The organism is Micromonospora parastrephiae (genome assembly GCF_016802865.1).
Lineage (GTDB): Bacteria > Actinomycetota > Actinomycetes > Mycobacteriales > Micromonosporaceae > Micromonospora > Micromonospora parastrephiae.
The window spans coordinates 1-22,245 of the sequence record NZ_JAEVHM010000095.1 but is presented as its reverse complement, the minus strand read 5'-3'; the positions used below and the strand labels follow the sequence as shown (position 1 = coordinate 22,245).

Sequence of the window (22,245 nt, the reverse complement as noted above, 5' to 3'; positions counted from 1 at the left end):
GAGGTTGGAGGGGTTGGGTTGGGGGTCTTGCGATCTTCTAGGGTGGGGTACGTGGCTCGCAGCGTGTATCTGACCAGCGTGGGGTTGGGCGGGGGCAAGTCGACCATCGCCCTCGGGCTGGCCGAGTTGCTGTCCCGCCAGGTGGGGCGGATCGGCGTGTTCCGGCCGCTGGTTACCGACACCGGCCCCGACCCGATCCTCGCGCTGCTCAGCGAGCGCTACCGGGTCGAGCTGCCGCTCGCCGAGCTGGCCGGATCCACGTACGCCGAGGCGGCCACGCTGGTCGCCGACGGCAGGCGGGAAGAGCTGATCTCCGCCGTCGTGGAGCGCTACCGGGCGGTGGAACGGCAGTGCCCGGCGGTCGTCGTGGTGGGCAGCGACTTCGACGACCCGGGCGACCCGGCCCGCCCCCGGGAGCTGGCCTTCAACGCCCGGCTGGCCACCGAGTTCGGCAGCGTGGTGGTGCCGGTGGTGGACGGCTTCGGGCAGGAGCCGGCGGCCGTCGCTTCGGCGGTGCGCGGGGCGTACCACGATCTGGCCGACCTCGGCGCGACCGTGCTCGCGGTGATCGCCAACCGGGTGACCGAGCCGATGGCGTTGCCCGAGCTGCCGGTCCCCGCGTACGCCATCCCGGAGGTGCCGAGCGTGTCCGCGCCGACGGTGGCCGAGGTCGCGGCGGCGCTCGGCGCCACCCTGCTGGCCGGGGACGACGCCGCGCTCGGTCGGGACGTGCTGGACTTCGTTGTCGGCGCCGCACACGTGCCGACCCTGCTGAGTCACCTCACCGAGGGCGCCCTGGTGATCACCCCCGGGGACCGGGCCGACCTGCTCGTCGCCGCGAGCGCCGCGCACGTGGCCGGGCAGGTGTCGGTGGCCGGGCTGGTGCTCACCCTCGGCGAGCAGCCCGACCCCCGGGTGATGCGGCTGGTGGAGGGGTTGAACACCGGGTTGGCGGTGCTGTCCGTGGGCAGCGACAGCTACGACACGGTGGCCGCGTCCAGCCGTATCGAGGGACGGCCCAGCGCGGCCAATCCGCGCAAGGTGGAGGCGGCGCTGGGCGCGTTCGAGCGCTGCGTGGACACCGACGACCTGGCCCGCCGACTGCGGGTCAGCCGGTCGACGCGGGTCACCCCGCTGATGTTCGAGAACGAGCTGATCGACCGGGCCCGCTCGCAGCCACGGCACCTGGTGCTACCGGAGGGCTCCGAGGAACGGATCCTGCGGGCGGCGGAAATCCTGCTCCGCCGGGGCGTCGCCGAGCTGACCCTGCTCGGGCGGCCGGACGACATCGCCCGGCGCACGCGTGAGCTGGGCATCGACCTCGGTGCGGCCAGCATCGTCGATCCGGTCACCAGCGGGTGGCGCGACGACTTCGCCGCCGAGTACGCGCGGCTGCGCGCTCACCGGGGTGTCACCGCCGAATTGGCGCACGACATCGTGGCCCAGCCCAACTACTTCGGCACGCTCATGGTGGCCACCGGACGGGCCGACGGGATGGTCTCCGGCGCGACGCACACCACCGCCGCGACGATCCGCCCGGCGTTCGAGATCATCCGCACCGTGCCGGAGGTCTCGGTGGCGTCCAGCGTCTTCTTCATGCTGCTCGCCGACCGGGTGCTGGTCTACGGCGACTGCGCGGTCAACCGCGACCCGGACGCCGCCCAGCTCGCCGACATCGCGATCTCGTCGGCCGACACCGCCGCCCGCTTCGGCATCGAACCCCGGGTGGCCATGCTGTCGTACTCGACCGGCAGCTCCGGCGCGGGCGCGGACGTGGAGAAGGTCGCCAAGGCCACCGCGCTGGTCCGGGAACGCCGGCCCGACCTGCTCGTCGAGGGACCCATCCAGTACGACGCGGCGATCGACCCGGCGGTGGCGGCGACGAAGCTGCCCGGCAGCCCGGTCGCCGGCCACGCCACGGTCTTCATCTTTCCGGACCTGAACACGGGCAACAACACGTACAAGGCGGTGCAGCGCTCCGCCGGGGCGGTCGCCGTCGGCCCGGTCATGCAGGGCCTGCGGCGGCCGGTGAACGACCTGTCCCGCGGCGCCACCGTGCCGGACATCGTCAACACCGTGGCGATCACCGCCATCCAGGCGGCCACCGAGGAGGTCTCGTGAGTCGGGTACTGGTGCTCAACTGCGGGTCGTCGTCGGTGAAGTGGCGCCACTACGACGGCGACCGGGTCCTCGACCAGGGCACCGTCGAACGCATCGGTGAGCCCGACGGCGGCCCCGCCGACCACGCAGGCGCCGTCCGGCAGATCCTGGCCGGTCTGGACCTGACCGGGCTGACGGCGGTCGGCCACCGGGTGGTGCACGGCGGCCGGAGGTTCACCGCGCCGGTGCTGGTCGACGACACGGTGCTGGCCGCGATCCGGGACCTGGTCCCGCTCGCTCCGCTGCACAACCCGGTCAACCTGGCGGGCATCGAGGTGGCCCGCGCGGCGCTGCCCGACGTGCCGCAGGTCGCCGTCTTCGACACCGCGTTCCACCACACCCTGCCGGAGGCCGCCGCGACGTACGCGATCGACCGGGACACCGCCGAGCGGTACGGGATCCGCCGGTACGGCTTCCACGGCACCTCACACGCGTACGTCTCCCGCCGCACGGCGGAACTGCTGGGCCGCCGGTACGAGCAGCTCAACACCATCACCCTGCACCTGGGCAACGGGGCCAGCGCCTGCGCGGTGGCGAACGGCCGCAGCGTGGCCACCTCGATGGGCATGTCCCCGTTGGAGGGGCTGGTGATGGGCACCCGCAGCGGCGACGTGGACCCGACCGTGATCTTCCATCTGCGCCGCGAGGGTGGGATGTCGGTGGACGACATCGACGAGCTGCTCAACCACCGCAGCGGCCTGCTCGGCCTGACCGGCGCCAACGACATGCGCGAGGTGCTCCAGCGCCGGGCGTCCGGGGACCAGGCGGCGAAGCTGGCCTTCGACGTGTACTGCCGGCGGATCACCGGGTACGTCGGGGCGTACTACGCACTGCTCGGCCGGGTCGACGCGATCACCTTCACCGCCGGGGTCGGCGAGCACGCCGCGCCGGTGCGGGCCGCCGCGCTGGCCGGCCTGGAACGGCTCGGCATCACCGTGGACGACGCCCGCAACGACGGCGAGGGCGACCGGGTGATCTCACCCGACGGCGCCGAGGTGAGCGTCTGCGTCATCCGCACCGACGAGGAACGGGAGATCGCCCGGCAGACCCGGGACGTGGTCGGGGCGGACTGACGGCGCTCAGACACGCACACCCCCGGGGCGCCGGGGGTGCGGGTGAGCCGGTCGGGCCGGCTCAGCCCATCGCCAGCCAGGCGACGAGGGCCACCAGCAGCACGACGACCACCGCCGCACCGACGATGAGCGGCAGGCGGGACGGCGCCTCCGCCGGGGCGGCGGCCTCCGGCGTCTGGGTGAAGGCGCGGAACGCCTCGGTGTTGCCGCTGGGGTCGGTGTAGTTCTCAGGCATGCCGGTGACCATAGCGAAGCCGGTGGCTGAGCACCGCCCCCGCCCACGTCGCCCGACCGGGTCGACCCGGCCGGCGGAGGCGACCCGGCCGGGTGGTGGGCACAGCCGGTCCGGTCGGCGGGGCCGCTGCGCACGCCCGGGCACCTACCGTGGAACGATGGGGGCGCGGCGGCTGATGGCCGTACTGGTGACAGCACTGCTGGCTGGTTGCGCGCCGGCCACCGCCGTGATCGGGGAGGCCACCGGGCCGGTGTCGGCCCGCCGGGCGCCCGAGGGGCCGTACGCCGTCGGCGTGCGTACGCTCACCCTCGATCCGCGCTCGGCGCGCCCTCTGCCGGTGACGATCTGGTATCCGGCGTCGGCCGACGGGGTGGCGGCCGGGCGGTTCCCGGTGGTGGTCTACAGCCACGGGCTGGGCAGCCGGCCCGACCTGCACGCCGGGCTGACCACCCGCTGGGCGGCGGCCGGTTTCGTGGTGGCCGCACCGGCGTACCCGCACACCCGGCAGGGCGCCCCGCACTTCTCCCGGGCCGACGTCCGCAACCAGCCCGCCGATGCCTGGCGGCTGATCCGATATCTGGGCCGCCTCAACAGGGACCGCGGCGATCTGCTCGCCGGGCATCTCGACCTGACGTCCGTCGCCGCCGCCGGGCACTCGGCGGGCGGATTCACCAGCTCCGGCATGTTCACCGAGGGGCACCCGGCCCGGTTGCGTGCCGGGATCGTCATCGCCGGCGGCGGGCTGCCCGGCAGCTTCGCCGGCCCGGCCGCGCCGGTGCTCTTCGTGCACGGCACCGCCGACCCGGTGGTGTCGGTCACGGTCGGCCGGGCCGCGTACGCGCGCACCCCCGGGCCGGCCGTGTTCCTCAGCCTGCTCGGCCAGGACCACGGCGCGTACCTCACACCGGGCCATCCGGGTTTCACCCCGGTCCTCGCCACCACCACCGACTTCCTGCGCTGGACCCTCTACGGCGACCAGGCGGCGGGAGCCCGCCTGCCCGCCGACGCCTACTCCCCCACCCTGACCCGGTACGAGTTCCGCCCCGCCCACTGACGCACGGGTGATCGACTCCGTTTCGGCGAAATCGGGGTGTCCCGCTGACCCGGATACCCCGAGATCGCTGAACTTGGAGTCGATCAGGCCGAAGTGTGCCGCCTGAATGGCCGTCCCCGGGCCACGCCGGGTGATCGGGTGGGCACAGCGCGCCCGAAGCCCACCGGGCGGGCCCGCCGGGCAGGGCACAATCGGTTTCATGTCGCGTCGCGTCACCCCCGCACTGATGGCCAGCACCGTCCTCCTGGCCGGTCTGGCCGGCTGCTCCACGGACACCCGGCCCAGCGAGAGCTGGCAGAAGCCCGCCGAGCCACCGCCCGCCGCCACGCCGACGCCGCAGGTCCCGGCCGGAAAAGCCCCGCAGCGGGCCTTCGCGGTCGGCGTACGCCAGCTCAAGCTGAACCGGGACGACCGTGCGCTGCCGGTGACGCTCTGGTATCCGGCGGCCGGGGAGGCCGGCGGCGCGGCCAAGCGGTCGGCGACGGCGGCCCAGGGCCGGTTTCCGGTGGTGATGTTCAGCCACGGCCTGGGTGGGCGGCCGGACGACTACGCGACGCTGCTCACCCGGTGGGCTGCGGCGGGCTTCGTGGTGGCCGCGCCGACGTTCCCGCGCACCTCCCGGGGCGGCGACAACAACGTCCTCGACGTGCTCAACCAGCCGGCCGACGTGTCGTACGCGCTGACCGCGGTGTTGGCGCTCGACGGCAAGGCCGGCGACCCGCTGCGTGGCCGGTTGGACGCCGACCGGGTGGCCGCGGCCGGGCACTCGGCGGGCGGGGTGACCACCATCGGTCTGTTCACCGCCAGCCGGGATGAACGGCTGGACGCGGGCGTGGTGTTCGCGGGCACGGCGCTCGGCGTGGGCACCGCGTTCGCCGGTGCGGCCGCGCCGCAGCTGTTCGTGCACGGTGAGCTGGACGAGGTGGTCGACTACGCGGCGGGCAGGGCCGCGTACGACAAGGTGCCCTGGCCGAAGGCGATGCTGAGTCTGCCCAAGGGCGACCACGGGCGGGCGTTGCTCAGTGACAGCGCCACGCTGCGGGTCGTGTCGGACACGTCCGTCGAGTTCCTCCGCTGGTCGCTGTACGGCGACGCGGCGGCCAAGGAGCGCATCTCCACCGACGCGACGCGCGGCGACATCGCCACCTTCGACGACCACCTCTGACGCCGCCAGGACCGCCGAGGGCCGCCCGGCCGCCCGGCGCTCAAGATCACGCAACAACCAGGAAATAGTGGCCTCCCTCGACGCGGAGGCCACTATTTTCGTGATGTTGCACGATCTTGAGCCGCCGGCGGGCGTCAGGACGTGTGGTCGATGACGATCTTGCCGAAGGCGTCGCCGGAGTGCAGGCGGGCGAAGGCGTCCTCGACCCGGCTGAACGGGACCACGCTGTCCACCACCGGACGTACCGCGTTGTCGGCGCAGAACGCCAACAACTCGTACAGCTCGCCAGGGGTGCCCATCGAGGTGCCCAGGATCTCCAGCTGCATCGCGAAGACCCGACGCAGGTTGACCGTCGGCTCGTGCCCGGCGGTGGCGCCGGAGACCACGATCCGGGCCATCGGCGCGGCCGACTTCAACGAGTGGTCGAAGGTGGCCGCGCCGACCGTCTCGATCACCACGTCGACCCGCTCCGGAAGCCGGGCACCGGATTCCACGGCGGTGGCGCCGAGCGCGGCGATCCGTTCCCGCTTGGCGGCGTCCCGGCTCGTCGCGTACACCCGCTTGCCCATGGCGACGGCGAGAGCGACGGCCGCGGTGGCGACGCCACCGCCCGCGCCCTGCACGAGCACGCTGTCGGCGTCCTCGACGCGGCCCTTGGTGGTCAGCATCCGCCACGCGGTCAGCCAGGCCGTGGGCAGGCACGCCGCGTCGGTCGCGGCCAGGCCGTCCGGCAGCGGGATCAGATTCGACCGGGGTACGGCGACCCGCTCGGCGAGGGTCCCGGGGAAGTGCTCGGAGAGGATGGAGACCCCACGCGGGTCGCCCGGCGTGACCACCACCGGGTAGACGACCACCTCGTTACCCTCGGGGTCCACGCCGACCGCGTCGCAGCCGAGGATCATCGGCAGTTGGGCCTCGGTGAGGCCCACCCCGCGCAGTGACCAGAGGTCGTGGTGGTTGAGCGAGGTGGCCCGCAGGTGCACGGTCACCCAGTCGTCGGCCGGGTGGGTCGGCTCGGGCCGCTCACCGACGGTGAGTGCGGCGAGCGGATCGGCGTCGTCGAGGCGGGAGGCGAAGGCGGCACGCATGATCGGCACGGTAACAAGCTGAGCGCCCGTTAAGAAGGGACCCGCCTACCGGCGGGCGACGCCGTCGCGGCGGGCTGCCTCGGCGACCGCCGCGGCGACGGCCGGAGCGACACGCGGGTCGAGCGGCGACGGGACGATCGCCTCGGCGGTCAGCGACTCGGCCACCACGCCGGCGATGGCGTCGGCGGCGGCCACCTTCATCCCCTCGGTGATCCGGGTGGCGCGGGCATCCAGCGCTCCGCGGAACACACCGGGAAACGCCAGCACGTTGTTGATCTGGTTGGGGTAGTCGCTTCGTCCGGTGGCGACGACCGCGACGTGCCGGGCGGCCACCTCGGGGTGCACCTCCGGGGTCGGGTTGGCCAGCGCGAACACGATCCCGCCGGGTGCCATCCCGGCGACGGCGGTCTCCGGGATCTGCCCGCCGGAGACACCGATCAGCACGTCCGCGCCGCGCAGCGCCTCGGTGATGTCGCCCTGGCGGCCGTCGGCGTTGGTGCTCGCCGCCAGCTCCGCCTTGGTGCCGGTCAGCTCGGTGCGATGCCGGCCGATGATCCCCTTGGAGTCGCAGACCACCACCTGGTCGGGGTTGACGCCCCCGGCGATCAGCATCTTCGTCACGGCCACCCCGGCCGCGCCCGCGCCGCTCACCGCGACCCGCAGGTCACCGAGCTTGCGGTTGAGCAGGGTGGCGGCGTTGCGCAGCGCGGCCAGCACCACGATCGCGGTGCCGTGCTGGTCGTCGTGGAAGACCGGGATGTCCAGCGCCTCGTCGAGCCGGCGCTCCACCTCGAAGCAGCGCGGCGCGCTGATGTCCTCCAGGTTGATCCCGCCGAACGAGGGGGCCAGCGCCCGCACCACCGCGACGATCTCGTCCACGTCCTGGGTGTCCAGGCAGATCGGCACCGCGTCCACGCCGGCGAACTGCTTGAACAGCACCGCCTTGCCCTCCATCACCGGCAGCGCGGCGCGCGGGCCGATGTTGCCGAGCCCGAGCACCGCCGAACCGTCGGTGACCACCGCGACGGCGTGCGCCGCCCACGTGTAGTCGTCGGCGAGGTCGGGGTCAGCGGCGATCGCCTCGCACACCCGGGCCACCCCCGGGGTGTACGCGAGGGAGAGGTCCTCCCGGCTGGTCAGCGGGACCGTCGAGGCGACGGCCATCTTGCCGCCCCGGTGCAGTTGGAAGACGGGATCAGCGGGGTCCATGGTGGACGACGACATGGTGGTGACTCCAGGATCTGTCGAGCAGACGGGGCGGCCGGCTTGGCCGCGAGGTGGGCGGCGAGCGGTGGCACGCGGTGCGGGGGGTCACCCGGGCACTTTCCGAGCATAGTGTCGGCACTGCCCCTCGGATGTGAGCAGGGTCATAACCGGCGACGAGGAACCCGCCCGGGACGCGGCCAGTAGCGCGCCACCACCCTCCCCCGCACGTCCGCCACCCCGTACGCCCGGGAGTCGTCGGTGACCAGGTCGTTGTCCCCACGCAGCCACCAGCCGCCGTCCTGCGGCCGGACCGCCCGCTTCACCACCAGCAACTCAGGGCGCGTCCGGAACACGGCGACCACCACGTCACCGGGTCGGATCGGGCGTCCCCCCGAGCGGACCAGCACCGCGTCTCCGTGCCGCAGCGTCGGCGCCATGGACGGTCCGAGCACCGAAACAGCCGTCAGCGGCCCACGCAGGTGAGGCGCCTCCGGCGGGTGATCGGCGTGCACTGGTTTCACCTCCACCCCGTCCGGGGAGCATTCCCAGGAGTAATGTCGCCTTTGATCATCGCAAACTTCCCATGGAGGATCCCGATGCGACTTCCGCGCATCCTTGCGCCCCGCGTCACCGCGAGCGCTCACTGCGACCTGCCGTGCGGCGTCTACGACCCGGCCCAGGCCCGGATCGAGGCCGAGTCGGTCAAAATGATCTGCGAGAAGTACCAGGCGAACACCGACCCGGAGTTCCGCACCCGCGCCATCATCATCAAGGAGCAGCGCGCCGAGCTGGTCAAGCACCACCTCTGGGTGCTCTGGACCGACTACTTCAAGGCCACCCACTTCGAGAAGTACCCGCAGCTGCACCAGATGTTCAACGAGGCCACCAAGCTGGCCGGTGCCGGCGGCGTCAAGGGCAGCCTGGACCCGGCCACCGCCGACAAGCTCCTCGCGAAGATCGACGAGATCTCGAAGATCTTCTGGGAGACCAAGAAGGCGTGACCAACCCGGTCATCCCGACGATCCGGCCGGTACGTCCCGAGGACGTGCCGGCCGTCGTCGCCATGGTGCACGAGCTGGCGGAGTACGAACGCGCGCCCGACCAGTGCCATCTCACCACCGACCAGCTCACCTCGGCTCTTTTCGCGACCGCTCCGGCGCTCTTCGGTCACGTGGCGGTCGACGAGCACGACGTGCCGGTCGGCTTCGCGCTGTGGTTCCTCAACTTCTCCACCTGGGCCGGCGTGCACGGCATCCACCTGGAGGACCTCTACGTACGACCGGCCGCCCGGGGCACCGGGGCGGGCCGGCTGCTGCTCGCCACCCTGGCCGACATCTGCGTACGACGCGGCTACCGGCGACTGGAGTGGTGGATGATCGACTGGAACCCGGCCGCCGGGTTCTACGCCTCGATCGGCGCACGGCAGATGAGCGAGTGGGTGCCCTACCGGCTCAGCGGTGACGCGCTGCGCGGGTTGGCCAGTCAGGCCACCGCCGCCAGCACGCGGTCCGGCGACCGACCGGGTAGAGTCCCCGACCGGGGGGATGAGGCGTGACTCAACTGACCGGCCAGCCAGCGACCGACGACGACGTGGTGCACCTCACGGTGCCCGCCGACGGCGGTTACCTCGGCGTGCTCCGTACCGCCACCGCCGGTCTCGCGGCCCGGCTGCAGTTCGCACTCGACGAGATCGAGGATCTGCGGATCGCGGTCGACGAGGCGTGCGCGATGCTGCTCGCCATCGCCACCCGCGACGCCGAGTTGGAGTGCCGCTTCTCGGTCACCGAGGACGCCCTGACCGTCGAGGTGACCGTGCCGACCGTGCGTGGCACCACGTTGCCCGCCGAGTCGTCCTTCGCCTGGAAGGTGCTCACCGCGCTGACCACCTCGGCGTCCGCCACGGCCGCCGATGGTCGGGCCACGATCTCGCTGCTCACCCGCCGCTCCGGCGGCTACTGACCGACCCGCCGGTCGAGCGGGTCACTCGAAGCCGAGAGCCCGGGTCGTCGGTGGGCTGACCAGCAGCCAGCCCACGCCCAAGCCGAGTGCCATCAGCGGCACGCCCAGCCACCCCAGCCCGCCCTGGATCATGAACCAGCCGATCGGCAGCAGCATCAGCTGGAGCACGATCGCGGGGGCGCGCGCACCGGCCCGACGGCGCAGCAGCGCACGGCCCAGCGCCCAGAGCACGGCCGCCGCCCCGATCGCGAACACGGTCACCAGCAACGCCGACAGCAGGTCGGTGGTGGTGGCCGTGAGGTCGGCCCAGATCAGCCAGACGGCGATCAGCCCGACGACGGCCGCCTCCGCCCACAGCAGCCGCACCGCCCAGCGGAGCGTGACGGGAATCGGGGCCGAGTCGATGGTCACGCGCGCCACGATACCCGGGCTACCGAGAGGTACAGTGCCGCCCATGCGGGCCGTCCTGGTGGTCAATCCGAAGGCCACCACCACCAGCGAACGCAGCCGGGACGTGCTTGTCCGGGCGCTGCGCAGCGAAGTCGATCTCAGCGTGCGCTACACGCGCCGGCGCGGGCACGCCATGGCGCTGGCCCGGGAGGCCGCCACCGAGGGGGTCGACCTCGTCGTCACCCTGGGTGGCGACGGCACCGTGAACGAGGTGGTGAACGGCCTGATGGCGGCCGAACCGCCGCCCGGCGCCGCGGGTGCCACGTCGGCCGACCGGCTGCCCGCGCTCGCCACCGTTCCGGGCGGCTCGACGAACGTCTTCGCCCGCGCCGTGGGCCTGCCCCGGGACTGGCCGGATGCGACCAGCATGATCCTCGAAGGGTTGCGCCTGGGTCGGCACCGGACGGTCGGGCTGGGCCGGGCGGACGACCGCTACTTCACCTTCTGCGCCGGGTTCGGCCTGGACGCCGCGGTCATCCACCGGGTGGAGCAGGCCCGTCGACGGGGGCGCGTCTCCACGCCGGGGCTCTACCTGCGCTCAATCATGAATCAGTACTTCCTCGCCTCCGATCGCCGGCATCCGGCGATCACGCTGGAACGTCCGGGTGAGCCGGCGGAGGGCGAGTTGGGCACCGTCATCATCCAGAACACGGCGCCGTGGACCTATCTGGGCGACCGCGAGGTCAACCCGAATCCGGAGGCGTCGTTCGACCTCGGGCTGGATGTGCTGGCCTTGCGTCAGCTCCGGGTGGCTAGCACAACACGGACAGTGACGCAGTTCCTGTCCCGGCACCCCGATCCTCGAGGTCGGCAGGTGTTACGACTCCATGACACGCCGGAGTTCACCCTGCTCTCCGCCCGTCCGCAGGCGTTCCAGCTGGACGGCGACTATCTCGGCGAGCGGGAGAAAGTCAGATTCACATCCGTTCCCGCCGCACTGAGAGTAATCTGCTAGGTCTCGGGTACTGCCCTAGGTCGACGCGGCGCCACACCGCATCGGCGCCGTCGCCGCCACACCGAGGGGCAGGTGCCGGAAATGTCAGCAATGTCACGTGGACTGTACTATATTGATCCTCGGCTGTGGCACGGCGGGTAACCGGGAAGGCACCAAAACCCGGACAAATGGGTTGTGGGCTTGCTCACCGCCCGGAGTTTTTCCGAGCGTCACCCTTGACATCGCGAATGTTCGTGAAAGTATTCACAAGCGAACTTGAGTTACCGGGACATTGCCTGGATATGCTCGTCAGGTTGAGCTGTTCCAGCAGGTCCCCGGAGCTAACTGCCTGCTCACGCAGTGCCGAATGGACGGACGCGAACTGTCACCGTCGGCATTGCGGATGCATATAGGAAAAGCACGACAAGCAATAATTGCCACCCCATCCAGAATGAGGAGTGTTGCCGCCATGGACTGGCGTCACCATGCTGTCTGCCGCGACGAGGACCCGGAGCTGTTCTTCCCTATCGGGACGTCCGGACCGGCTCTCCTGCAGGTCGAGCAGGCCAAGGCCGTCTGCAGGCGCTGCTCCGTGACCGACCAGTGCCTGCAGTGGGCGCTCGAGTCGGGTCAGGACGCCGGCGTCTGGGGCGGGATGAGCGAAGAGGAGCGGCGCGCTGTCAAGCGGCGCGGCGGCCTCCGGGTGCTGCGCGCTCACTCCGCCTGATCCCCAACGACACAGCTGCACGCCCCGGTGGGTTCGCCCGCCGGGGCGTTCCGCTGTCCTCAGCGAATTCAGCCGCCGATGACGGCCCGGAATCATCCAGCCGGCACCACGACGCGGCCAGACCGGTCATCGACGCGGCGCAGCACCAGATCGGCCAACTCCGGCGCGTCGGTCAACGGGGCGGACACCGCCACCGCACCAGCCGCCCGAGCCGCCTCCGCCACCGCGTCGTGGAACAGGCCCGGCGCCAGGAAGTACCCGACCACCGCCACCCGGCGAGCACCGGCCGCCCGCAACCGGGACACCGCCACACCGGTCTCCGGCGGGGCCGCCGAGGCGTACGACACCCGGCTGGGCACCCCGAACTCCACACCGAGCGCGTCCGCCACCCGGCCCACCGAGCCGCGCGCCCGCGCGTCCCGGGTGCCCGCCGCGGCCAGCACCAGCGCGTCGAAACGACCCGGGCACACCTCATCGAGCCGGCGACGCAGCCCCGCCAGCAGCGCCGGATCCACCGTGCCGTCCGACGGGCCGAGCACGTCGGCCACCCGTACCGCCAGCGGTGGCCCGGACTGCGTCGCGGCGGCGACGGCCGCCGGGATGTCCACCCGACGGTGGTACGCGGCGGTCAGCAGCAACGGCACCAGCACCGCGCGTCGGTGACCGGCCACGGCCAGGCCGCGCAGCACCTCGGTCGGCCCCGGCTCGGTGTGATCCAGCCAGCTCGGCCACACCTCGACGCCGGGCCGGGCTGCCGACACCGCCCGGGCCAGCGCCCGGGTGGCCTCGGCAGCTCGCGGATCCCGGCTGCCGTGCGCCACCAGCACCACCGGGTCCGCCCCGCCGGCCACGTCAGGGCCGGTCGGGGTCGACACCGGGGAGGTCAGACGTGCAGCCCGCACTCGGTCTTCTCGAACATGGCCCACCGGCCGGCCCGCGCGTCCTCGCCGGCCTTCGTCCGGCGGGTGCACGGCCAGCAGCCGATCGAGCCGTACCCCTGCTTGAACAGCTCGTTGACCGGCACGTTCCACCGGGCGATGTAGGCGTCCACGTCCCCCTGCGACCAGGCCGCGATCGGGTTGACCTTGACCTTGCCGCGCCGCGCGTCGAAGGTCACCACCGGCGTGTTGGCCCGGGTCGGCGACTCGTCCCGACGCAGACCGGCGGCCCAGGCGTCGTACCCGGACAGCGCCCGCTCCAGCGGCTCCACCTTGCGCAACTGGCAGCAGTCGTCCGGCGACTTGTTGAACAGCCGGGGACCGTACTGACCGTCCTGCTGCCCCACGGTGAGCCGGGGCCGGATCGACCGGACGTTCACCGGAAGCGTCCGCGCCACCTCGTCGCGCACCCGCAGCGTCTCGGGGAAGTGCAGGCCGGTGTCGAGGAAGACCACGTCCACCCCCGGGGCCACCCGGGACACCACGTGCGCCAGCACCGCGTCGGCCATCGAGCTGGTGACGCAGAACCGGTCGCCGAAGGTGTGCGCCGCCCACCGGGCGATCTCCAGCGCCGGAGCGCCCTCCAACTCCCGGGCGGCCTCCTCGGCCAGCGTCCGCAGTTCCTCCGGGTTGCGCCGGGACGGGTCGGCCGGCGGCCGGCCACCCGGACCGACAAGGTCCAGTCCGGTGGCGGAGACCAGGCTCATCGGGTCACCGCCCGGCTCAACAGCCCGGTGAACTTCACCGAGAAGACCCGGGCGCAGGCGTGGCACTCCCAGGCGCCGTGCGCCGCCTCGTGCGGCCGCAGGTCCTCCTCGCCGCAGTAGGGGCAGTACAGAGGTGCCGCTCGGTTCTCGCTGCTCACCGCAGTTCCTCCTCGTCGACTCTGATCACCCAGTTGGCGAACGTCTCGCCCTCGCTCCGCCCGGCCAGGTAGCGGCGGGCCAGTCGTTCCACGTACTCCGGAAGCTCGTCGGCGGTGGTCTTCAGGCCGCGCAGCTTGCGGCCGAAGCCGGCCGTCCGCCCCTGCGCCATGCCCAGGCCGCCACCGAGGTGCACCTGGAAGCCCTCCACCTGTCGGCCGTCCGGGCCGACCACCAGCTGACCCTTGAGCCCGATGTCAGCCACCTGCGTGCGCGCGCAGGCGTTCGGGCAGCCGTTGAGGTGAATCGAGATGTCCGCGTCGAAGTCCCGCAGTCGCTGCTCCAGCCGGGCCACCAACTCCTCGCCGCGGGCCTTCGTCTCGACGATGGCGAGCTTGCAGTACTCGATGCCGGTGCACGCCATGGTGCCGCGTCGCCAGGCCGACGGCCGGGCCTCCAGACCGATCCCGCGCAGCGCGTCGACCAGCGACTCCGTCCGCTCCGACGGCACGTCGAGCACCAGCAGCTTCTGGTACGGGGTGAGCCGCACCCGGCCACTGCCGTGCGCCTCGACCACGTCGGCCAGCTGGGCGAGCTGCCCGCCGGAGACCCGCCCGACCACCGGCGCGGCACCCACGTAGAACCGCCCGTCGGCCTGCTCGTGTACGCCCACGTGGTCCACCGGCTTCGCCGGCAGGGTCGGCGCCGGGCCGTCGAGCAACGTACGGCCGAGGTACTCCTTCTCCAGGACCTCACGGAAGCGCTCCACGCCCCAGTCGGCCACCAGGAACTTCAGCCGGGCACGGTTGCGCAGCCGGCGGTAGCCGTAGTCGCGGAAGATCCCGACCACCCCGGCCCACACGTCCGGCACCTCGGCCAGCGGCACCCAGACGCCGAGCCGCTGGGCGAGCATCGGGTTGGTGGCGAGACCGCCGCCGACCCAGACGTCGAAGCCGGGGCCGTGCTCGGGGTGGTCGACGCCGAGCAGGGCGATGTCGTTCGACTCGTACGGTGTGTCCACCAGCCAGGAGATCGACGTCTTGAACTTGCGGGGCAGGTTGGAGAACTGCTTGTCACCGATGTACCGGGCGACGATCTCGTCGATGGCCGGGGTCGGGTCGACCACCTCGTCGCGGGCCACTCCGGCGACCGGGCTGCCCAGCACGATCCGCGGGCAGTCTCCGCACGCCTCGGTCGTCTGCAGGCCGACCGACTCCAGTCGACGCCAGATCTCCGGCATGTCCTCGACACGGATCCAGTGGTACTGGATGTTCTGCCGGTCGGTGATGTCGGCGGTGTCCCGGGCGAACTCCCGGGAGATGTCGGCGATCACGCGCAGCTGCGCCAGGCTGAGCTGCCGCCGTCGATGCGGACGCGGAGCATGAAGAACTCGTCCTCCAGCTCGTGCGGCTCCAGCACGGCCGTACGCCCGCCGTCGATGCCGGCCTTGCGCTGCGTGTAGAGGCCCCACCAGCGGAACCGACCGCGTAGGTCCTGCGGGTCGATGGAGGCGAAGCCGCGGTGCGCGTAGATGTTCTCGATCCGCGCCCGGACGTTGAGGGGGTCGTCGTCCTTCTTGATCCGCTCGTTGGCGTTGAGCGGCTCGCGGTGCCCGAGCGCCCACTGACCCTCACCCCGTGGCCGGCGCGGCGCCCTGGCCGGGCGGGCCGTCGGGTCCTCGGAACGGGCCGGGATGCTGCTGACCGCCATCGCGGCGTCCTCCGTTGTCTGCTGTGCCTCGGGGTGGGCGCGGGGCGCGGCGGCCGGCCCGACGGAAGCGGGCGGGACAACGGTGTCTGAGACAGCCGGCGCAGAGCGCGCCCGAGACAGATTGGTCGGGCGTCGTCAGTAGGCCGGACAGATCGCGCTGCGCACGCGGCCGTAATCGACGTGGCGACGTGCCACGAAGCGGCGGACGACAGCGGCGGTCATGTGCCCATGCTGCCACACGACAGTGGGGCCGGCCAATGTCCACGTGCCGGATCCCACATCACGGGCCGAGGCTGGCCGGGTCGCGCCGCCGACGTGATGCCCGCCTGGCGGCCACCGCCTGCGGCCGGCTGACGCCCGTGACCGGGATGGCCGTGGCAGGCTCGGGCCGTGGGCACATTGTCCGAGTCGACCGGGACGGCGTGGGACCGTCTGCGCCGCCTGCCGGTCTGGCTCGCTCCGGCGCTACTGACCCTGGCGGTGACCCTGACCGGCCTGGGCTCCGCCCAACTGTGGCGCGACGAGCTGGCGACCTGGAGCGCGGCCGGCCGGTCGCCCGGCGACCTGACCCGGCTGGCCGGCACCATCGACGCCGCCACCGGCCCGTACTACCTGTTGATGCACGTCTGGACCGCGGTCGCCGGCGATGCCACCGTCGCCCTGCGCCTGCCGGCCGCGCTGGCGATGACGGTGGCCGCCGGGCTGCTCGCCGTACTCGGCGCACTGCTGGTCGACCGGCGCGCCGGCCTCTTCGCCGGGCTGCTCTTCGCGGTGCTCCCCGGCACCTCCCGCTACGGGCAGGAGGCCCGCCCGTACGCCCTGGCCACCATGCTCGCGGTGCTCGCCACCCTGCTGCTGGTGACCGCGTTGCGCCGCCCGAGTTGGGCCCGTTGGGCCGGTTACGCGGCCGCCGTCGCCGCGCTGGGCCTCGTACACCTGGTCGCGCTCACCCTGCTCGCCGCGCACGCGCTGGTCGTCCTGGTCGCCTGGTGGCGGGGGGCCGTCGCAGCGGGCATTGCCACCCCCGCCGACCGCGCCCCCGAGCGGGACCGGCGAATATGGCGGTGGGTGGTCGCCGTGGTGCCAGGCGTGCTGCTGGTCGGCCCGTTGCTGTTCAAGGCCCGGACACAGCAGTCCCGACAGTTGAACTGGGTCACCCTGGCTCGGCTGGACGACCTGGCCGCGCTGCCCGGCGGTGTGGCCCAGAGCAGTGTGGTGGGCGGCCTGCTGGTCGGGATCGCCGCACTGGGCGCGGCTCGGCTCGGGCGGCGCGCTCTGCTCCCGGTGAGCGCGGTGCTGCTGCCGGTCCTGCTGCTCTTCGCCGCCGGCACGGCCGTACCGCTGTGGGTGCCCCGCTACCTGGTCTTCGTGGTGCCGTTCGCCTGCCTGCTGGCCGGCACGGCGCTGGCGGCGGTGGCCGCACCGTCCGCGCTGGCCGTGGTGGTCCTGGCCGGACTCCTCGGCCTGCCCGACCAGGCGGCGCTGCGGCGGACCCACGAGTGGCCACGCACCGCCCCGGTGGACTACGCCGGCGCGGCGCGGGTCATCGCCGACGGTCAACGGCCGGGTGACGGGGTGGTCTACTCGCCCCGGCACAGCTGGCTCTTCCTCGACCTGGGTATCGAGTACCACCTCGGCGACCCACCACGCGACGTGCTGGTCACCGAGGACGAGGTCCGCCGGGGTGACCTGTGGGCCGCCGAGTGCCCCCAGCCGGCACAGTGCCTGGCCGACACGAAACGGGTGTGGCTCGTCGTCGCCGGTCGGCACGCCGAACCGCTGGCCGCCGTGCCCGACGCCAAGGGTGACGCGCTGCGCGCGGACTTCGCCGTCGCGCAGGTCTGGCAGCGCCCCGGCCTGACCGTCGCCCTGCTGACCGACCGCCCCGGCCGCTGACCCCGTCGTCCGGCCCGGTCGCCCGTCCAGCGCCACCGCCCGGCCGCCCCGCCGGGTCGCCACCACCAAGGTAGGCGCCATACCTGTGAGTCATATTTATGACCCACAGGTATGCGCTCGAAACGGCAGGGCCGTTCGGACACGGCGCGCCGCCAGCGCGGCCGTCAGGCTTGTGAGCGGCCGTCGTGGGCGCTGCGGGCCAGCGGGACGACCAACACCGCTTCGGTGCCGCCCTTGGCGCCCGCGCGCAGCTCGATGGTGCCGCGCAGTTCCCCGGTGACCAGGGCCCGGACGATCTGCAGGCCGAGCCGGCTGCCGCGCTCGGCGTCGAAGTCCGCTGGCAGCCCGCGCCCGTTGTCGGTCACCGAGACGTGCAGCATCTTGCGGAACCGGTGCGCCGAGACCACCACCTCCGGCCGCGCCGACGGGTCCACCTCGGCGACGCCGGCCGGCACCACGCCCGGGGCGGCGGGCAGTGATGCGTCGTCCGCCTCGTCCGACGGCGGGAAGCCGTGCTCGACGGCGTTGAGCAACAGTTCGTTGAGGACCATCACCAACGAGGTCGCGATCTCCGCCGGCAGCACGCCGAAGCTGCCCCGCCGACGCATGCCGACGCTCACCTCGGTCGCCGCGACCTCGGTCGCCGCGCTGGCCACCCGGTCGACGATGCCGTCGAACTCGACCGCCTCGTCGCTGGACATGGAGAGCGTCTCGTGCACCAGGGCGATCGAGGCGACCCGACGGACCGACTCCTCCAGCGCGACGCGGGCCTCCGGCATGGAGACCCGGCGGGCCTGCAACCGCAGCAGAGCGGCCACCGTCTGGAGGTTGTTCTTCACCCGGTGGTGGATCTCCCGGATGGTGGCGTCCTTCGTGATCAGCGCCCGGTCCCGGCGACGGACCTCGGTGATGTCCCGAACCAGCACCAGCGCGCCGATCGGCACCCCGGCGGGCATCAGCGGCAGCGCCCGGGTGAGCATCGTGGCACCGCGCGCGTCGATCTCCCGTCGGGGCGGCGCCTCTCCGCGCAGCGCGGCCAGGATGCCGTTCGCCGCCTCGGTGCCATCCAACGGGTCACCGGCCAGTCTGCGGTGCAGCGCGGCCAGGTCCTCCCCCACCAGGTGGGAGGCGTAGCCCAACCGGCGGTACGCGGACTGCGCGTTCGGGCTCGCGTAGGTGACCTTGCCGCCAGCGTCCAGCCGCACCAGGCCGTCACCGACCCGGGGCGCGGAGGTGGTCTCCCCCGGGTGCCGGGGCGGCGGGAAGGTGCCGTCCGCGATCATCTGGGCCAGGTCGTCGGCCGTGGTCAGGTAGTTCAACTCCAGCTGGCTGGGGGTACGCGCCGTGGAGAGGTTGGTGTCCCGCCCCACCACGGCGATCACCTCGCCGGCCTCGCCCTCGGCGGTACGCAGCCGGACCGGGATCGCCTCGTGCCGGGCCGGTACGTCGCCGTACCAGACCGGGTCGCCCTCCCGCCAGATCCGGCCCTGGGAGTACGCCACCCCCAGGTGGGCCACCTCCGGTCCGCCGACGATCCGACCCACCTGGTCGTCCTGGTACGCGGTGGGCGCGGTCGTCGGGCGGACCTGGGCGACGCAGAGGAACGTGCCGTCGGCGTCGACCGGCACCCAGAGCAGCAGGTCGGCGAAGGACAGGTCGGAGAGCAGCTGCCAGTCGCCGGCGATCCGGTGCAGGTGGTCGATGTCGGCCGGACGGAGATGGGTGTGCTCCTCGGCGAGGTCGCGCAGCGTGGACACGGGGACCAGGGTGCCACGCCACGCCTCACATCGTCGCGGTGACCTTCTTCAGCCCGCGCGGCGCGTCCGGATCCTCGCCCCGGGTGAGCGCCAGCGCCAGCGCCAGGCGCTGCAACGGCAGGATGTCCAGCAGCGGGGCGTACCGCTCGTCGACCTCGGGAACGGCGAGCCGGGTTGCGCCCGGCACGTCGGCGGAGCCCACCACCACCACGTCGGCGCGGCGTTCGCCGAGGCGGGGCAGCACCTCCCCCATCGACCTGCCGCCGGGCCCGGAGCCGACCACGGCGAGCACCGGAACCTCCGGGTCGGTCATCGCCAGCGGCCCGTGCAGCAGGTCGGCGCCGGAGAAGGCGAGCGCCGGCAGGTACGAGGTCTCCATCAGCTTCAGCGCCGCCTCCCGGGCGGTCGGGTAGGCGTACCCCCGCCCGTGGTGACCAGTTGCCGGGCGAAGCGGTAGCGCGGCGCGAGCCGGGTCGGGGTGTCGTCGGCCAGGGTGCGGGCGGCCAGTTCGGGTAGCACGGCGAGCGCCTCCCGTTCGGCCGTCGGAAGTACGCCGTCGCCGGCCCGGACGCCCTCCACCAGCATCAGCAGGGCGAGCAACTCGGCGGTGTACGTCTTGGTGGCGGCCACCGCCCGCTCGTGCCCGGCGGCGATGTCGATGCTCAGCTCGGCCACCTCGACCAGTGGCGAGTCGGGCGCGTTGGTCACCGCGAGGGTCAGCGCGCCGGAGGCCCGGGCGGCGCGCAGCACCTCGGCCAGGTCGGGTGAGCCGCCGCTCTGGCTGACGCCGACGACCAGCGCGTCGGAGAGGTCGGGGCGGGCGCCGAAGAGGGTGACCACGCTGGGCGAGGCGAGCCCGGCGGGCAGCCCGAGCCGGATCTCGGTCAGGTACGCCCCGTAGAGGGCCGCGTGGTCGGAGGTGCCGCGGGCGGTGAAGACCACGTGCCGCGGCCGGCGCTCGGCCACGGCCGCCGCCACCCGGGCGATCTGCTGGGCGTTGGCGGCGGAGAGCAGGCGCTCGTAGCCGGCTGGCTGCTCGTCGATGTCGGCGGCCATCCCGGCCCCTGCACGTGTCACGGACACTCCCCCCTTTGCGCGATTGCCGCGCGTTTGCTGCTCAGTCTTGCATCTTTGAACGCATCCGAGCAATCGAACGAGCAGTAGTGCGCAGTTGATCACCTTCTCGTCTCAATATCAACTAGGCTTACCCCGCTTCACCGGTTGTACCTGCGACGAGAGGACGACGTGCCCGAGGGAAGGGACGACCCCGCGCTCTCCGCGACGGAGGAGCTGGCCCTTGCCCGGCTGGCACTGGACGAGGGCGACCTGCACCACGCCGCCGGTCACCTCGCCGGCGCACTGGCCCGGGCGCCCACCCTGCCGGAGGTGCACGAGACCCTGGCCCGGCTGGCCGCCGCCAGCGGCGGCGGGCTCGACCTCTTCCCGATCAACCACCACACCTTCGTCGGCGCGGTCGTCGCCCGGGCCCACCTGCTGGCCGCCACCGGCCATCCCGCCGAAGGGCTCGAACTGCTGGCCGCCGCGACCGGGTACGCGCCCGGCACCGAATGGGCCGGCGTGCCATGGGTGACCGAACCCGAACTCGCCGAGCGGCTCGACCCGGAGCACATCGCCCGGATCCTCATGCAGGTCTGTTCCGCACTACCCGACCCGGTGCCACGGATCGGCCGGGCGGCGCTGACGCCGTACCTCACGCTGGCCCGCAACGCGATCACCGTCCGCCCCGAACACGGTCTGCTGCTGGGCGCGGCGTCCGCGCTGGCCCGGCGGCTCGGCGAGGTCGCGCTGGCGATCCGGTGGGCAGCCCGGGGCGTACGCGCCCAGCCGTCGAAGATGGGCGAGGTCTGGCTCGGGTACGCGTACCGCAGCGCGGGCCGGACCCGCGACGCCCTCGCGGCCCTCAACCGGGCCGTCGCGCTGGAGCCCGACGACCTGGCCGTCTACGCCGACATCGCCGGCACCCTGGCCGACACCGGGCGGCTCGACGAGGCGTTGGAGTGGACCGAGCGGGCGCTGGCCCGGGATCCCTCGTTCGACTGCGCGGTGCACACCGCCCACCGCCTGCGGCATCTGCGCGACGGCGACCTGGCACACCTTGTCGCGCTCGCCGACTTCGTCCGGGACCACCCGGACGACAGCCACGAGCACGGCGACCTGGCCCAGTGCTGCCGGGGGCGGCCGTGGCTCGGGCAGCTCACGCCGGCCGACGGTCCGCTGATCGACGCGATGCGCCGGGCGGTCGCCGACGACGACAACGGTGTCGGCAGCGCGGTCCGGTTGACGGCGGCCGCACCGCCGAGCGCCGTGCGGACGGTCACGTCGACGACGCCCGGGCTACGGATCGAGATCACCGGCATGCCGGAACCGGACCCGCGCGAGCCCCGCAGGGCGTCCGCGCAGCCGGCTGTGGGACTACGCGGGCAGCGTCCCGACGCCCGCGCTGCCGCAGCCCTCGGCGGCGGCGGTCGAGCGGATCGGGCAGGTCGCCCACCCGGCGTGGCCGCACCCCCCGGCGGCCTACGACGCGGCGGTTGGCCTGGCCGGCCTCGACGTGGCCGACCTGCTCGGCCTGCTGGTGCACCCGCCGGCGGCGCCGGCCAACGCGGTGGGTCGGCTGCTCGCCGCCCACGACCCGTCGGTCTGGGTACGCGGAGTGCAGGTGTGGGCCTGCCTGGGACTGCTGCACCACCGCACCGACGAGCCGTGGGACGGCTCGACGCGACGCCGGGTGCTGCTGGACCTGGTCTGGGGCGTGGAGGACTGGGTGACGGAGGCGGCGCTGTTCGCCCTGGTCACCGCCGCCTGGGTGGACCCGGCGGTACGACCGGACGTGGCTCGCGTGGTGGCCGAGCGGCTGGCCGATGTCGCCGCGGTGGCCCGGGCCCGGCCGGTTCCGATCGCCGCCTCGCTGGCCCACCTGGCGCTGGCCGCCCCGACCCTGGACCCCGCCACCGCGGCCCTGGCCACCGAACTACTGGCCGACCGCCAGTCCCACCACACCCTCCCCCG

19 protein-coding genes and 3 pseudogenes are annotated in these 22,245 nt (G+C 73.1%); 11 read left to right on the top strand and 11 right to left on the bottom strand.

Features of this window, described 5'->3' with window-relative positions; all coding sequences use genetic code 11:
- Positions 1-42 precede the first annotated feature (42 nt).
- Both pta and JNW91_RS18990 read left to right on the top strand, forming a co-directional pair.
- Positions 43-2,121 (top strand): phosphate acetyltransferase, encoded by a 2,079-nt coding sequence (gene pta / locus JNW91_RS18995; protein WP_203176889.1) that lies wholly within the window; start codon positions 43-45, stop codon positions 2,119-2,121.
- Entirely contained in the window at positions 2,118-3,233 is a 1,116-nt protein-coding gene (locus tag JNW91_RS18990; RefSeq protein WP_203176888.1) for an acetate/propionate family kinase, read from the top strand. Before pta ends, JNW91_RS18990 begins: the two co-directional genes overlap by 4 nt.
- 61 nt (positions 3,234-3,294) lie before the next feature.
- Here the strand turns inward: JNW91_RS18990 and JNW91_RS18985 are convergent, their stop codons facing one another.
- The gene (locus JNW91_RS18985; RefSeq protein ID WP_203176887.1) at positions 3,295-3,468 is read right to left on the bottom strand and encodes a hypothetical protein; all 174 of its coding nucleotides are present in this window, start codon (positions 3,466-3,468) and stop codon (positions 3,295-3,297) included.
- A gap of 157 nt (positions 3,469-3,625) precedes the next feature.
- Here JNW91_RS18985 and JNW91_RS18980 point away from each other — a divergent pair, with 157 nt between their 5' ends.
- Together JNW91_RS18980 and JNW91_RS18975 are read left to right on the top strand one after the other, a co-directional pair.
- A complete protein-coding gene (locus JNW91_RS18980) occupies positions 3,626-4,522 on the top strand; it encodes an alpha/beta hydrolase family protein (protein WP_203176886.1) in 897 nt (298 codons plus the stop codon).
- Positions 4,523-4,721: 199 nt separating this feature from the next.
- Positions 4,722-5,687, top strand: coding sequence for an alpha/beta hydrolase family protein (locus tag JNW91_RS18975; protein ID WP_203176885.1), 966 nt, complete (start codon positions 4,722-4,724; stop codon positions 5,685-5,687).
- A 134-nt stretch (positions 5,688-5,821) separates the two neighbouring features.
- On the opposite strand, the gene JNW91_RS18970 is transcribed toward JNW91_RS18975, so the two are convergent.
- The 3 genes from JNW91_RS18970 to JNW91_RS18960 all read right to left on the bottom strand — a co-directional run bounded on the left by JNW91_RS18970 (position 5,822) and on the right by JNW91_RS18960 (position 8,493).
- The gene (locus tag JNW91_RS18970; RefSeq protein ID WP_203176884.1) at positions 5,822-6,784 is read right to left on the bottom strand and encodes a zinc-binding dehydrogenase; all 963 of its coding nucleotides are present in this window, start codon (positions 6,782-6,784) and stop codon (positions 5,822-5,824) included.
- Positions 6,785-6,820: 36 nt separating this feature from the next.
- The gene (locus JNW91_RS18965; protein ID WP_203176883.1) at positions 6,821-7,999 is read right to left on the bottom strand and encodes an NAD(P)-dependent malic enzyme; all 1,179 of its coding nucleotides are present in this window, start codon (positions 7,997-7,999) and stop codon (positions 6,821-6,823) included.
- Positions 8,000-8,142: 143 nt separating this feature from the next.
- Positions 8,143-8,493, bottom strand: a complete 351-nt coding sequence (locus JNW91_RS18960) for a S24/S26 family peptidase (protein ID WP_203176882.1) — start codon at positions 8,491-8,493, stop codon at positions 8,143-8,145.
- Positions 8,494-8,577: 84 nt separating this feature from the next.
- On the opposite strand from JNW91_RS18960, the gene sodN reads away from it, so the two are divergent.
- From sodN to JNW91_RS18945, 3 genes are read left to right on the top strand one after another with little or no spacing between them, the layout of a single operon-like run.
- A complete protein-coding gene (gene sodN / locus JNW91_RS18955) occupies positions 8,578-8,982 on the top strand; it encodes a superoxide dismutase, Ni (RefSeq protein ID WP_203176881.1) in 405 nt (134 codons plus the stop codon).
- Complete coding sequence (locus tag JNW91_RS18950) at positions 8,979-9,536, top strand: GNAT family N-acetyltransferase (protein WP_203176880.1); 558 nt, start codon at positions 8,979-8,981, stop codon at positions 9,534-9,536. Before sodN ends, JNW91_RS18950 begins: the two co-directional genes overlap by 4 nt.
- Entirely contained in the window at positions 9,533-9,940 is a 408-nt protein-coding gene (locus JNW91_RS18945; RefSeq protein WP_203176879.1) for an ATP-binding protein, read from the top strand. Before JNW91_RS18950 ends, JNW91_RS18945 begins: the two co-directional genes overlap by 4 nt.
- Positions 9,941-9,961: 21 nt before the next feature.
- On the opposite strand, the gene JNW91_RS18940 is transcribed toward JNW91_RS18945, so the two are convergent.
- Positions 9,962-10,351, bottom strand: a complete 390-nt coding sequence (locus JNW91_RS18940) for a hypothetical protein (protein WP_203176878.1) — start codon at positions 10,349-10,351, stop codon at positions 9,962-9,964.
- Between the two features lie 43 nt (positions 10,352-10,394).
- Between JNW91_RS18940 and JNW91_RS18935 the strand changes: the two genes are divergently transcribed.
- Both JNW91_RS18935 and JNW91_RS18930 read left to right on the top strand, forming a co-directional pair.
- Positions 10,395-11,345, top strand: a complete 951-nt coding sequence (locus JNW91_RS18935) for a diacylglycerol/lipid kinase family protein (RefSeq protein WP_203176877.1) — start codon at positions 10,395-10,397, stop codon at positions 11,343-11,345.
- A gap of 448 nt (positions 11,346-11,793) precedes the next feature.
- The gene (locus JNW91_RS18930) at positions 11,794-12,051 is read left to right on the top strand and encodes a WhiB family transcriptional regulator (RefSeq protein ID WP_007072794.1); all 258 of its coding nucleotides are present in this window, start codon (positions 11,794-11,796) and stop codon (positions 12,049-12,051) included.
- Positions 12,052-12,143: 92 nt separating this feature from the next.
- On the opposite strand, the gene JNW91_RS18925 is transcribed toward JNW91_RS18930, so the two are convergent.
- The 4 genes and pseudogenes from JNW91_RS18925 to JNW91_RS18910 all read right to left on the bottom strand — a co-directional run bounded on the left by JNW91_RS18925 (position 12,144) and on the right by JNW91_RS18910 (position 15,562).
- Complete coding sequence (locus tag JNW91_RS18925) at positions 12,144-12,953, bottom strand: sirohydrochlorin chelatase (protein ID WP_407664351.1); 810 nt, start codon at positions 12,951-12,953, stop codon at positions 12,144-12,146.
- On the bottom strand, positions 12,935-13,696 hold the full coding sequence (locus JNW91_RS18920; RefSeq protein WP_203176876.1) for a phosphoadenylyl-sulfate reductase: 762 nt from the start codon (positions 13,694-13,696) through the stop codon (positions 12,935-12,937). Before JNW91_RS18920 ends, JNW91_RS18925 begins: the two co-directional genes overlap by 19 nt.
- Entirely contained in the window at positions 13,693-13,854 is a 162-nt protein-coding gene (locus tag JNW91_RS18915; protein ID WP_203176875.1) for a hypothetical protein, read from the bottom strand. The genes JNW91_RS18920 and JNW91_RS18915 overlap by 4 nt, the downstream gene beginning before the upstream one ends.
- Positions 13,851-15,562 (bottom strand): annotated as a pseudogene (locus JNW91_RS18910) (nitrite/sulfite reductase). The gene JNW91_RS18915 and the pseudogene JNW91_RS18910 overlap by 4 nt, the downstream one beginning before the upstream one ends.
- 390 nt (positions 15,563-15,952) lie before the next feature.
- On the opposite strand from JNW91_RS18910, the gene JNW91_RS18905 reads away from it, so the two are divergent.
- A complete protein-coding gene (locus tag JNW91_RS18905; RefSeq protein ID WP_203176874.1) occupies positions 15,953-17,458 on the top strand; it encodes a glycosyltransferase family 39 protein in 1,506 nt (501 codons plus the stop codon).
- Positions 17,459-17,622: 164 nt separating this feature from the next.
- On the opposite strand, the gene JNW91_RS18900 is transcribed toward JNW91_RS18905, so the two are convergent.
- Complete coding sequence (locus tag JNW91_RS18900) at positions 17,623-19,215, bottom strand: PAS domain-containing sensor histidine kinase (RefSeq protein WP_203176873.1); 1,593 nt, start codon at positions 19,213-19,215, stop codon at positions 17,623-17,625.
- Positions 19,216-19,240: 25 nt separating this feature from the next.
- Positions 19,241-20,271, bottom strand: a pseudogene (locus tag JNW91_RS18895) (SIS domain-containing protein).
- Between the two features lie 189 nt (positions 20,272-20,460).
- On the opposite strand from JNW91_RS18895, the pseudogene JNW91_RS18890 reads away from it, so the two are divergent.
- Positions 20,461-22,245 (top strand): annotated as a pseudogene (locus JNW91_RS18890) (tetratricopeptide repeat protein); the annotation flags it as partial.